The sequence below is a fragment of the Stenotrophomonas genospecies 5 genome (genome assembly GCF_054473825.1).
Genome location: NZ_JBTMUW010000001.1, coordinates 2,959,801 through 2,971,915, shown reverse-complemented (window position 1 = coordinate 2,971,915; position 12,115 = coordinate 2,959,801). Strand labels below are relative to the sequence as shown.

The window sequence follows — 12,115 nt, the reverse complement described above, 5'->3', positions numbered from 1 at the left end:
TTTGCAGTGCAGCATCTACTCCGCGGTGCCGGCCAGGGGCTGCGGCCAGCTGCACCCTACGCCCGCGCACGGCGACCGCAGGCCCTGTCGCACAGGGGCTGCCGCTGCGACAGACGCCCCGGCAGAGGGGCAGAGCGTGCAGGCTGGCAGGCCGGCGGTGGACTGCAGGTGAGGAAACCCGCCCGTTCAGGAAGCGAGGGTGACGCTCGCCCGGAGGCGTGTCAGTAACGCCAGTCGAGCCTGCGATAGAGCTTGGCCATCACCCAGGCCGGGCCGATCAGCAGGTAAGTCAGGTCGGTCAGGAAGCTGGGCTTGCGGCCCTCGAACTTGTGCCCGATGAACTGCGCGATCCAGGCCACGACGAACACCGTCACCGCCAGCCAGAACAGGTTGTGCAGGCCGATCTCGGCCTCCAGCAGGCGGCACAGGCAGCCGAACACGAAGAACTGGATGAGCATGCCGATGCCCAGCGGACGCGACAGCTTGTTGTAGAAGCACCAGGCACTGAACATCGCGAACGCCGACCAGATGCCGTACTGGAACCAGGTGATCAGGGGGGGCAGGCACCACAGCAGGGCCACGGCCGACCACAGGATGGCCGGTACCGCGACCACGTGGATGCGCTGGTTGATCGTATTGCGGTGATCGTCGGAGTAGCTGGCGAAGTAGCGGTCGATCGGCCGCGCGAGCTCGGTGGTGGTCTGCATGCTTCTTCGCTTCCTCCGGTGAGGCCGACAGCATACTCCCGGGCGCCTTCGCACAGCGCCACCCTGGGCGCTGCCGGGCACGACGCCCCCGGTCGCTGCGACCGGGGGGCGCAGGGGATCAGTCGACGCTGATCCCGGCCAAACGCTGCAGCGCCTCGGCGTACTTGGCGCGGGTGCGCTCGATGATCTCCGCCGGGATGTTCGGGCCCGGGGCGGTCTTGCCCCAGTCCAGCGTCTCCAGGTAATCGCGCACGAACTGCTTGTCGTAGCTGGGCGGGCTGGTGCCCACTTCGTACTCGTCGGCCGGCCAGTAACGCGATGAATCCGGCGTCAGCATCTCGTCCATGATGTACAGGCGGCCGTCGGCATCGGTGCCGAACTCGAACTTGGTGTCGGCCAGGATGATGCCGCGCTCGCGGGCGTAATCGGCGGCGAACTTGTAGATGCGCAGGGTGGCATCGCGCACGCGCTCGGCCAGTTCGGCGCCGACCTGCCGCACCATCGCATCGAAATCGATGTTCTCGTCATGGTCGCCCACCGCGGCCTTGGTCGAGGGGGTGAAGATCGGTTCGGGCAGCTGCTCGGCCTGGCGCAGCCCATCGGGCAGGTCGATGCCGCTGACCTTGCCGGTGCGCTGGTAGTCCTTCCAGCCGCTGCCGATCAGGTAGCCGCGGGCGATCGCTTCCACCGGCACCGGCTTCAGCTTGCGGGTGACCACGGCGCGCCGGGCGTACAGCGCCGGGTCCACGCCTTCAGGCAGCACGCTGGCCACGTCGATGCCGGTCAGGTGATTGGGCATCAGGTGCGCGGTCTTGGCGAACCAGAAATTGGAGACCTGGCAGAGCATTTCGCCCTTGCCCGGGATCGGGTCGGGCAGCACCACGTCGAACGCCGACAGGCGATCGGTGGCGACCATCAGCAGGTAGTCGCCCGGCGGGGTCCCTGCAGGCAGCCGCTCGCGCGGGATATCGAACACATCACGCACCTTGCCGCGGTGGCGCAAGGGCAGGCCGGGGAGATCGGATTGCAACAGCGTGGTTGGCACGGGCACTCCTGGGGCGTTGTCGATACGGCTGCCCAACGGACCCGGCGGGCCCGCTGACCAGCGGGCGGCCTAGTGTAAAGCCGTCCGGGCCCGCTGTGACGTAAAATGAGCGTCCATTTCGTCGGTCGACCCCGGAGCGCCATGCGCTGGTACGGAAAACTGCTCGGATTCATCGCCGGCGCCCTGCTGTTCCGGCCCAATCCGCTGTTCGGCGCGGTGGTCGGCCTGCTGATCGGCCATGCCTTTGATTCGGATTGGTTCCGCCTGAACAAGGAGAACCCGTACCGGGAGCTGGGGCTGACCTCCGAGGCCACCGATGCCGAGGTCGAGCGCGCCTACCGCAAGCTGATCTCGCAGTACCACCCGGACAAGCTTGGCGGCGCCGCCCCCGAGCTGCAGCAGCAGGCCGAGCAGAAGTCGCGGCGCATCAACGCCGCCTACGACCGTATCAAGACCCTGCGCAAGCGCTGACCCCTTTCCCCTCGTTGCAAGGCCCGGCCATGTCCCACTGCCTCATCGCCCCCTCCATCCTGTCCGCCGATTTCGCCCGCCTCGGCGAGGAAGTCGACAACGTCCTGGCCGCCGGTGCGGACTGGGTCCACTTCGACGTGATGGACAACCATTACGTACCCAACCTGACCATCGGCCCGATGGTCTGCCAGGCACTGCGCAAGCACGGCGTGACCGCGCCGATCGACGTGCACCTGATGGTCGAGCCGGTGGACCGCATCATCCCGGACTTCGCCGAAGCCGGTGCCACCTACATCAGCTTCCATCCGGAGGCCAGCCGCCACGTGCACCGCACGATCCAGCTGATCCGTTCGCTGGGCTGCAAGCCGGGCATCGTGCTGAACCCGGCCACGCCGGTGGACATCCTCGACTGGGTGCTGGATGACCTGGACCTGGTGCTGCTGATGTCGGTCAACCCGGGATTCGGCGGCCAGGCCTTCATTCCTTCGGCGCTGGACAAGCTGCGCGTGGTCCGCCAGAAGATCGATGCCAGCGGCAAGGACATCCGCCTGGAAATCGACGGTGGCGTGAAGGCCGACAACATCGGCGAGATCGCGGCTGCGGGCGCCGACACCTTCGTCGCCGGCTCGGCCATCTTCAATGCCAAGACCCCTTACCAGGATGTGATCGCGCAGATGCGCGCCAACGTCGCTGCGGCGCGAGGCTGAGGCATGAGCACGGTGGCCGTGTTGAACATCCGCCCGGCCACTGCCGCCGACGCGGGCCTGATCCTGCGCTTCATCCGTGAGCTGGCCATCTATGAGCGGGCCGAGCATTCGGTGCAGACCGACGAGATCGGCATCGCCGAAAGCCTGTTCGGTCCCGACGCAACTGCCCGCGCGCTGATCTGTGAAGCCGATGGCGAGGCCATCGGCTATGCGGTGTATTTCTACAACTACTCCACCTGGCTGGGCCGCAAGGGCATCTACCTGGAAGACCTCTATGTCAGCCCGCAGCAGCGGGGCGCGGGCGCTGGCAAGGCGCTGCTGAAATACATCGCGCGGCAGGCGGTCGCCGAAGGCTGCGGTCGCTTCGAATGGTCGGTGCTGGACTGGAACACGCCGGCCATCGAGTTCTACACCGCAGCGGGCGCGAAACCACAGGATGAGTGGACCGTATACCGGCTGCAGGGCCAGGCGCTGCACGATTTCGCCAACGGCTGACGATCGCGCCCGGGTGCGACTTCAAAAAAAAGGCCACGCCCATCGTTGGCGTGGCCTTGCTGCATGCGTGGGAGGCTGATCCTGCCTCCATCCGTCGTCCCTGCTATGGCCTTCCATTCTCCGGGAGCTGAATGACACGCATGTGACATTCACTGCCGGCAAACGGTGCGTTGCTAGCCTGTGCCACCCCACACCGGAATCCCCGCATGACCGCACCGCGCTGGCGCCTGATCCTCAACGGCAAGTCCGCAGGCAATGACGAGCTGCGCGACGCGGTGCGCCAGTGGCGGGAGCGGGGCGTGCAGCTGGAGGTACGTGTCACCTGGGAAGAAGGTGACGCCGAGCGTTACGTGGCTGAGGCCATCGACCACGGGGTAGACGTGATCGTGGCGGCAGGCGGCGACGGCACGCTCAGTGCGGTGGCCGAAACGCTGGCCCACCGCGATGAATCCGCCGATGCCCTGCCTTCGCTGGCGTTGGTCCCGATGGGCACCGCCAATGACTTCGCCACCTCGGCGAACATTCCGACCGAGCCGGAGGCCGCGCTCGCGCTGATCGGGCAGACCACGGCACATGCCATCGATCTGCTGCGCGTGGATGCCGATGGCACGTCCTGGTGGTGCGCCAACCTGGCCAGTGGCGGTTTCGGCACGCAGGTCACCGTGGAAACCGATGCCGGCCTGAAGAAGATGCTCGGTGGCCTGGCCTACGTGATCACCGGCATCGCCAAGCTGGGGCGGATCGAGCCGATTACCGCGCGTCTGCACGGTCCGGACTTCGCCTGGGAAGGCGGCTTCATCGCGCTGGGGATCGGCAACGGCCGGCAGGCCGGTGGTGGCCAGCAGCTGTGCCCACAGGCACTGATCGATGACGGCCTGCTGGATGTCACCGTCGTGCCCGAACTGGAGGGGGAGGTGGCGTCGACGCTGGGGCAGATGCTGACCGGTGGCAAGGAAGCGGCGCTGGAACGGGTGGCCACCCGCGTCCGGCTGCCCTGGCTGCAGCTCGAGTCGGCGCAGCCACTGACCCTGAACCTGGACGGTGAGCCCGTGCAGGCGCGGCGGTTCCGCATCGACTGCGTGGCTGGCCGGGTGCGCCTGCATCTGCCGGCGGATTGCCCGCTGCTGGCCACGTAACGTGGCTGCCACGCCTGGCGCTGCGGGGTTCCACTCCCGTCCAAGCTGCGATACAGTCAAGGGGTGTCCAGCCTGACGACCCCGCATACCCTTTCTTCCGCACGCCGTTGGTGGCGATGGTGGCCCGTTGCCGTCGTCCGCCCCCATAACGCTGTGTCCCGGAAGGAAAGTCGTCTTGAACTCGCACGCTCAGTTTCAGCTGCAGGCCGCTGAAGGCCACACCCACATTCCCGTTGTCCGCGAAGTGCTGTCCGACCTGGACACGCCGCTTTCGGTCTATCTGAAGCTCGCCGACGGCCCCAATACCTACCTGTTTGAATCCGTCGAAGGCGGCGAACGCTTTGGTCGTTACTCGATCATTGGCCTGCCGGCGCGCCGCGTGTATGCCTTCCATGGCCATACGCTGACCGTGCGCGAAGACGGCCAGGTGGTGGAAACCCGCGAGGTGGCCGACCCGTTTGCCGAAGTCGAGGCGCTGCGCAGCGCCCACTCGGTGCCGAAGCTGGAGGGCCTGCCGGGCTTCACCGGTGGCCTGGTCGGCTGGTTCGGTTTCGAGTGCATCGGCTATATCGAGCCGCGCCTGGCACCGCCGGCCGGCCGCGATGAACTGGGCACGCCGGACATCCTGCTGCTGCACTCCAACGAGCTGGCGGTATTCGACAATCTCAAGGGCCGCCTGTACCTGATCGTGCACGCGGACCCGCGCGTCCACGGCGCGTTCGAGCAGGCGCAGGCGCGCCTGGATGCGCTCACCGCAAAGCTGCGTGCACCGGGTGCCGGCTATCCCGCACCGCTCAACAGCGATGTGCTGGATGAATCCGATTTCGTCTCCGGTTTCACCCGCGATGGCTTCGTCGATGCGGTCCAGCGCAGCAAGGAATACATCCGCGCCGGCGACATCTTCCAGGTGGTGCTCAGCCAGCGCCTGAGCGTGCCGTTCAAGGCACGCCCGGTGGACGTGTACCGCGCGCTGCGCGCATTGAACCCGTCGCCGTACATGTATTTCCTGGATGTCGGCGACCTGCAGGTGGTTGGCTCCTCGCCGGAAATCCTGGTGCGCCTGCAGGACGGCGAAGTCACTGTACGCCCGATCGCCGGCACGCGTCCGCGCGGCGCCACCGTCGAGCAGGACCTGGCACTGGAAGCCGAGCTGCTGGCCGATCCGAAAGAACGTGCCGAGCACCTGATGCTGATCGATCTCGGCCGCAACGATGCCGGTCGCGTATCAAAGGCCGGCACGGTGGAAGTGGGCGAGCAGTTCGTGATTGAACGCTACAGCCACGTCATGCACATCGTCAGCGAGGTGACCGGGCAGCTGCAGCCGGGCTTGAGCTATGCCGACGTGCTGCGCGCCACCTTCCCGGCCGGCACCGTCAGCGGCGCACCGAAGATCCGCGCGCTGGAAGTGATCCGCGAACTGGAGCCGATCAAGCGCAATGTGTACGCCGGCAGCATCGGCTACATCGGTTGGCACGGCGATGCCGATACCGCGATCGCGATCCGCACCGCGGTGATCAAGGACGGCCGCCTGTACGTGCAGGCCGGCGCCGGCATCGTCTACGACTCGGACCCGGACAAGGAATGGGACGAGACGATGAACAAGGGCCGCGCGCTGTTCCGCGCCGTCGCCCAGGCCGCCAAGGGCCTGTAAGGCACCCTGCGCCGTGGCCTGCGCTGCGGCACCTTCCGCTGTACCTGGCCCTCTCCCTGTGCGGCACCCACGTGTACGCCCACTCCCGATAAGCGACGGAACCCGACCATGTTGTGGATGATCGACAACTACGACAGCTTCACCTACAACCTCGTGCAGTACCTGCAGACGCTGGGTGCCGAGGTGAAGGTGGTGCGCAACGATGCAATGAGCGTGGATGAGATCGCCGCGCAGAAGCCCGAGCGCATCGTCATCTCGCCCGGCCCGTGCACGCCCAACGAAGCGGGTGTGTCGCTGCAGCTGATCGAACGCCTGGGCCCGACCACGCCGATTCTCGGTGTCTGCCTGGGCCACCAGGGCATCGGCCAGGTCTATGGCGGCACGGTGATCCGCGCGGGCAACATCATGCACGGCAAGACTTCGCCGATCCGCCATGAAGGCAAGGGCGTCTTCGCCGGCCTGCCGGATCGCTACCAGGCCACCCGTTACCACTCGCTGGTGGTGGACAAGAACAGCCTGCCCGATGTGCTGGAAGTGACCGCTTGGACGGAGAACGACGACGGCTCGATCGAAGAGATCATGGGCCTGCGCCATCGCCACTTCCCGGTGGAAGGCGTGCAGTTCCACCCCGAATCCATCCTCACCGAACACGGCCACGCCCTGCTGCGCAATTTCCTGCAGCGACCGGCCGCCTGAGTCCAAGGAGCAATCCCGATGAGCTTCTCCCCCCAGGAAGCCCTGCACCGCACCATCGAGCACCGCGAGATCTTCTTCGACGAGATGGTCGACCTGATGCGGCAGATCATGCGTGGCGATGTTTCGCCGATGATGACGGCAGCCATCCTCACCGGCCTGCGCGTGAAGAAGGAGACCGTGGACGAAATCGCCGCGGCGGCCACCGTGATGCGTGAATTCGCCCGGCCGGTGCCGGTGGCCGATACCTCCAACCTGGTCGATATCGTCGGCACGGGGGGCGATGGTTCGCATACCTTCAACATCTCCACCTGCGCGATGTTCGTCGCGGCGGCTGCCGGCGCGCGCGTGGCCAAGCATGGCAACCGCAGCGTGTCGTCCAAGTCCGGCAGCGCCGACGCGCTGGAGGCGCTGGGCGCGGTGATCGAGCTGCAGCCGGAGCAGGTGGCCGCGGCCATCGAGCGGACCGGGATCGGTTTCATGTTCGCGCCGATCCACCACCCGTCGATGAAGGTGGTGGCGCCGGTGCGCCGCGAGATGGGCGTGCGCACCATCTTCAACATCCTCGGCCCGCTCACCAATCCGGCCAGCGCACCCTCGGTGCTGATGGGCGTGTTCCACCCCGATCTGGTGGGCATCCAGGCGCGCGTGCTGCGCGAGCTGGGCACCGAGCGCGCCATGGTGGTCTGGGGCCGCGACAACATGGACGAGATCTCGCTGGGCGCCGGCACCCTGGTCGGCGAATTGCGCGACGGCAAGGTGCGCGAGTACGAGATCCACCCGGAGGACTTCGGCATCGCCATGTCGGCCAGCCGCAACCTGCGCGTGGATGGCCCGGAGCAGTCCATTGCCCTGCTGCGCGCGGTGCTGGACAACGAGCCCGGCCCGGCGCTGGACATCGTCGCGCTCAATGCCGGCGCCGCGCTGTACGTGGCCGGCGTGGCCAGTGACATCGGTGACGGCCTGGCCCGTGCCCGCGCCGCCATCGCCAATGGCAGCGCCCGCCAGCGCCTGCAGCAGTATGTTGAGACCACCCGCGCGCTGGTTGCCTGAGCGCGTGGTTCAGCCTGACCCCGTCGATGGCCGATAATGGCCGTCCTCACCGCCCCCGCACCGAACCGAAGACGATGAGCGACATCCTGCAGACGATCCTGGCCCGCAAGGCCGAAGAAGTAGCCCAGCGCCGCGCCCAGCGCCCGCTCGAGGAGCTGCAGGCCGCCCTGGCCGGCGCCCCGCCGGTGCGTGGTTTCGTGCGTGCGCTGCAGGCCGCCGTGGCCAACGGCGACCCCGCGGTGATCGCCGAAGTGAAGAAGGCCAGCCCCTCCAAAGGCGTGATCCGCCCGGATTTCCGCCCGGCCGACATCGCGGTCAGCTACGAGTTCGGTGGTGCCAGCTGCCTGTCGGTGCTGACCGACGTGGATTTCTTCCAGGGCGCCGACGCCTACCTGCAGCAGGCCCGCGAGGCCTGCACGCTGCCGGTGCTGCGCAAGGACTTCGTGATCGATGCCTACCAGGTGTACGAGGCGCGCGTGCTGGGCGCTGACTGCATCCTGCTGATCGTGGCGGCGCTGGACGATACCCAGCTGGCCACGCTGTCGGAACTGGCACTGTCGCTGGGCATGGACGTGCTGGTGGAAGTGCACGACATCGACGAGCTGGAGCGTGCGCTGCAGGTGCCGGCGCCGATGATCGGCATCAACAACCGCAACCTGCGCACCTTCGAGGTCTCGCTGCAGACCACCCTGGACATGCGCCTGGCCGTGCCGCGCGACCGCCTGCTGGTGACCGAGAGCGGCATCCTCGGGCCCCAGGACGTGGCGCTGATGCGTGATGCCGGCATCCACGCGTTCCTGGTCGGCGAGGCCTTCATGCGCGTGGAAGAGCCGGGCGAGGGCCTGCGTCAGCTATTCTTCGCGGCATGAAAACGCATTACCCGACGCCACGCGCGGATGCGCCGCTGGTGGTCTTCGACTTCGATCACACCCTGTACGACGGTGATTCGGGCACGCACCTGTTCGCCTCGCTGATCAAGCGCAACCCGTTGCGCATGCTCGCGGCGCTGCTGGTCACCCCGATCGCCGGGCCGATGGTGGCGATGCTGCCGACCCGCCGTGCCGGCATTTCGATCTACGTGTGGATCGGCAGCTTCGGCCTGCATCGTGCGCGCGAGTTCAACCGGGTGATCGACGCCTACGTGATCAGGAACGAGGCGCAGATGCGCGCCAAGCTGCTGCCGCAGGCGCTGGAGGTGTTCGCCGCGCACCGTGCAAAGGGGGATCGCGTGGTGGTGGCCACGGGCGCCCCGCCCGAACTGGCCCGCGCGATCCTGGCCTTCGTTGCGCACCAGGACGTGCCGGTCATCGGCACGGAGGTCGGGCCGCGCCTGGGAGGGGTGGGGCCGACCCGTCACTGCCACAACGAAGAGAAGATGCGCATGCTGCGTGAACGTGGCTACGGCGACATCGACATTGCCTACTCCGACAGCACTGCGGATCTGCCGCTGCTGCTGGCGGCGAAGGCGCCGGTGGTGGTCAACCCGAAGCCGGGCAAGGTGGCGTTCTTCCGCAGCGTACTGCCGGCGGGCACCCGCATCCTCAACTGGGGCTGCGTCGACCGCGGCGGCGACAAGGCCTGATCCACCGGACCCGCCGGGCCATGCCCGGCGAGCGCGGAGCGCGGTCAGCGCGCCAGGTACCCGGTCACCGCGTGGCCGATCTGGAACAGGCTGATGCCCAGTACCAGCACGCCAACCGCGACCAGTACCCAGCGTTCCTTGACCCGCTTGACCAGGATCGCGGCCACCGGCGCGGCCATCATGCCGCCGATCAGCAGCCCGGCGACGATCTGCAGGTGCTGCACCCCCATCGACAGCAGGAAGGTGGCCGAGACGGTCAGGGTGACCACGAATTCGGCTGCGTTGACCGTGCCGATGGTGGTACGGGCCTGGCCACCACGCGCCAGCAGGGTGGACGTGGCGATCGGGCCCCAGCCACCGCCGCCGCTGGCGTCCAGAAGGCCGGCGAAGAAGCCCAGAACCGGCACGCGGCGGATCTCGCCGCTGGGCATCCAGCGCCCGGCAGCACGGGCCAGAATGACGATGGCAAGCACCAGCAGGTACAGGTAGATCAACGGGCGGATGAAATCGCCGGGCAGTTGGGCGAGTACATAGGCACCGATCGCACCCCCGATCGCGCCGGGCAGCGCCAAGCGCACGAACAGGCGTTTATCGACATTGCCAGCCGCAAGATGCGACACACCGGAGGCGCCGGTGGTGAACACTTCGGCGGTGTGGATGCTGGCGCTGACCTGCGCCGGCGGCAATCCCATGCTCAGCATCACCGATGAGGAGACCAGGCCGAAGGCCATGCCCAGCGCTCCATCGACCAGCTGCGCACCGAGGCCGATGAGGATGAACCACCAGAATTCGCTGCTCAGTTCCATGCACCGAGCCTAGCGCGCGAAGGAGTGCGGACCAAGGTCCGCACCCACCGGGTGCTCAACGTTCAACGGGTGCCGTAAAGCACCACGGTCTTGCCGCGGGCATGCAGCAGCCCGTCGGTCTGCAGCTTCTTCAGCACGCGGCCGGCCATCTCACGCGAGCAGCCGACCAGGCGCGCCAGCTCCTGCCGCGAAACGCGCAGCTGGCTGCCCTGCGGGTGGCTCATCGCCTCCGGCTCCTGGGCCAGATCGTGCAGGGTGCGAACGATGCGGTCGGTGACGTCCAGGAACGCCAGGCGGCTGGCCTTGCGGCTGGTGTCGAGCAGACGCTTGGAGATCTGCTGGCCCAGCGCGTACAGCAGGCGCGGGGCGTCGGCCGACAGCGGGCCAAGGAACAGCTGATGCAGGCGCTCGTAGCTGATCTCGGCCAGCTCGCAGGCGGTGCGGGTCCGCAGGATCACTTCGCGGCGGTCCGATTCCACGAACAGGCCCATCTCGCCGACGAACTCGCCGGCACCGAAGTAGCCCAGCACCAGCTCACGATCGTCATCTTCCTCGGCCATGATCGAAACCGAGCCGCTGATGACGTAATACAGGGTTCCCGCCGGGTCTCCTGGTCGGAAGACGTCGGTCCGGGTGGGATATCGCCGCCTGTGGCTGTGCGCCAGGAAACGATCGATTGTTGCGATATCCAGGGCCAGTGGACTGCTAGCTAGGCGCACGGTTGACACGATAGGGGCGCTCCCTCTGCGCATGAACGGATTCACGGGGTCGATAGCGGAGCTTAACCAGCGCAATTGTTAAGGGCAAACAGTGTGCCAGAACTCTTGCGTCTTCACGTTCCCCCCGGGGGCGGTTTGCCCCATAATTCACCCTTTCTCTTCTTACACAGGAATCGACCGCCGTGGTCAAGCCGTTGCCTCGCCTGAGGTTGCAGGGTTTCAACAACCTCACCAAGGCGCTGAGCTTCAACATCTATGACGTGTGTTACGCGCGCACCGAAGAGGAGCGTCAGCGTTACATTGAATACATCGATGAAGAGTACAACGCCGACAGGCTGACTCAAATCTTGACCGATGTCGCCGAGATCATCGGCGCCAACATCCTGAACGTGGCCCGCCAGGACTACGATCCGCAGGGTGCCTCGGTGACCATCCTGATCTCCGAAGAGCCGGTGATCGACAAGAAGCTGGCGGGCAAGGAGCTGATCTCCGACGCCGTGGTCGCGCACATGGACAAGAGCCACATCACTGTCCATACCTACCCGGAAACCCATCCGCAGGAAGGCATCGCGACGTTCCGCGCGGACATCGACGTGGCCACCTGTGGCGTCATTTCGCCGCTGAAGGCCCTGAACTACCTGATCGAGAGCCTGGAATCGGACATCGTGATCATGGACTACCGCGTCCGTGGCTTCACCCGCGATGTGAAGGGCAAGAAGCACTTCATCGATCACAAGATCAATTCGATCCAGAACTTCCTGGCCAAGAACATCAAGTCGCGTTACGAGATGTTCGACGTCAACGTCTACCAGGAGAACATCTTCCACACGAAGATGCACCTGAAGGACTTCGACCTGGATCAGTACCTGTTCGAGGAAAAGGCCAGGAACCTGTCGTTCAAGGAACGCATGAAGATCGAGGCGCTGCTCAAGCGCGAGATCGAAGAGCTGTTCCACGGTCGCAACCTGTCCGAGTAACACCCCTGTGCGATGCCGGCAGGCATCGTCACCCAGGCGGGACGACCCGCCCCGTGGAACCTGCGTGCTGCGC

At 66.5% G+C, this 12,115-nt stretch carries 14 protein-coding genes; 10 read left to right on the top strand and 4 right to left on the bottom strand.

The window, feature by feature from the left end:
* Positions 1-221: 221 nt before the first annotated feature.
* Positions 222-707, bottom strand: coding sequence for an Mpo1 family 2-hydroxy fatty acid dioxygenase (locus ACX9OW_RS13655; RefSeq protein ID WP_053515557.1), 486 nt, complete (start codon positions 705-707; stop codon positions 222-224).
* Positions 708-825: 118 nt separating this feature from the next.
* Positions 826-1,752 carry a phosphoribosylaminoimidazolesuccinocarboxamide synthase gene (locus ACX9OW_RS13650; protein ID WP_053515559.1) on the bottom strand — a complete coding sequence of 309 codons (927 nt, stop codon included), beginning with the start codon at positions 1,750-1,752 and terminating at the stop codon, positions 826-828.
* A 141-nt stretch (positions 1,753-1,893) separates the two neighbouring features.
* Between ACX9OW_RS13650 and ACX9OW_RS13645 the strand changes: the two genes are divergently transcribed.
* The 9 genes from ACX9OW_RS13645 (at position 1,894) to ACX9OW_RS13605 (ending at position 9,540) form a co-directional block, all read left to right on the top strand.
* On the top strand, positions 1,894-2,223 hold the full coding sequence (locus tag ACX9OW_RS13645) for a J domain-containing protein (RefSeq protein ID WP_005411327.1): 330 nt from the start codon (positions 1,894-1,896) through the stop codon (positions 2,221-2,223).
* A gap of 29 nt (positions 2,224-2,252) precedes the next feature.
* Complete coding sequence (gene rpe / locus ACX9OW_RS13640) at positions 2,253-2,930, top strand: ribulose-phosphate 3-epimerase (RefSeq protein ID WP_065174373.1); 678 nt, start codon at positions 2,253-2,255, stop codon at positions 2,928-2,930.
* Positions 2,931-2,942: 12 nt separating this feature from the next.
* Entirely contained in the window at positions 2,943-3,425 is a 483-nt protein-coding gene (locus tag ACX9OW_RS13635) for a GNAT family N-acetyltransferase (RefSeq protein ID WP_065174518.1), read from the top strand.
* A gap of 206 nt (positions 3,426-3,631) precedes the next feature.
* Positions 3,632-4,561, top strand: a complete 930-nt coding sequence (gene yegS, locus ACX9OW_RS13630) for a lipid kinase YegS (RefSeq protein ID WP_459062393.1) — start codon at positions 3,632-3,634, stop codon at positions 4,559-4,561.
* Between the two features lie 175 nt (positions 4,562-4,736).
* Positions 4,737-6,212, top strand: coding sequence for an anthranilate synthase component I (gene trpE, locus ACX9OW_RS13625; protein WP_065174375.1), 1,476 nt, complete (start codon positions 4,737-4,739; stop codon positions 6,210-6,212).
* A gap of 108 nt (positions 6,213-6,320) precedes the next feature.
* On the top strand, positions 6,321-6,908 hold the full coding sequence (locus tag ACX9OW_RS13620; RefSeq protein ID WP_065181530.1) for an anthranilate synthase component II: 588 nt from the start codon (positions 6,321-6,323) through the stop codon (positions 6,906-6,908).
* Between the two features lie 18 nt (positions 6,909-6,926).
* Positions 6,927-7,958 carry an anthranilate phosphoribosyltransferase gene (trpD, locus tag ACX9OW_RS13615; protein ID WP_065174377.1) on the top strand — a complete coding sequence of 344 codons (1,032 nt, stop codon included), beginning with the start codon at positions 6,927-6,929 and terminating at the stop codon, positions 7,956-7,958.
* A gap of 74 nt (positions 7,959-8,032) precedes the next feature.
* Complete coding sequence (trpC, locus tag ACX9OW_RS13610) at positions 8,033-8,827, top strand: indole-3-glycerol phosphate synthase TrpC (protein WP_065174378.1); 795 nt, start codon at positions 8,033-8,035, stop codon at positions 8,825-8,827.
* Entirely contained in the window at positions 8,824-9,540 is a 717-nt protein-coding gene (locus tag ACX9OW_RS13605; protein ID WP_053515578.1) for a haloacid dehalogenase-like hydrolase, read from the top strand. The genes trpC and ACX9OW_RS13605 overlap by 4 nt, the downstream gene beginning before the upstream one ends.
* Positions 9,541-9,584: 44 nt before the next feature.
* Here the strand turns inward: ACX9OW_RS13605 and ACX9OW_RS13600 are convergent, their stop codons facing one another.
* Positions 9,585-10,346 (bottom strand): sulfite exporter TauE/SafE family protein, encoded by a 762-nt coding sequence (locus tag ACX9OW_RS13600; protein WP_065174379.1) that lies wholly within the window; start codon positions 10,344-10,346, stop codon positions 9,585-9,587.
* 62 nt (positions 10,347-10,408) lie between these two features.
* A complete protein-coding gene (gene crp, locus ACX9OW_RS13595) occupies positions 10,409-11,098 on the bottom strand; it encodes a cAMP-activated global transcriptional regulator CRP (protein WP_010482649.1) in 690 nt (229 codons plus the stop codon).
* Between the two features lie 149 nt (positions 11,099-11,247).
* On the opposite strand from crp, the gene speD reads away from it, so the two are divergent.
* The gene (gene speD, locus ACX9OW_RS13590) at positions 11,248-12,042 is read left to right on the top strand and encodes an adenosylmethionine decarboxylase (protein WP_019661504.1); all 795 of its coding nucleotides are present in this window, start codon (positions 11,248-11,250) and stop codon (positions 12,040-12,042) included.
* Positions 12,043-12,115: the final 73 nt, after the last annotated feature.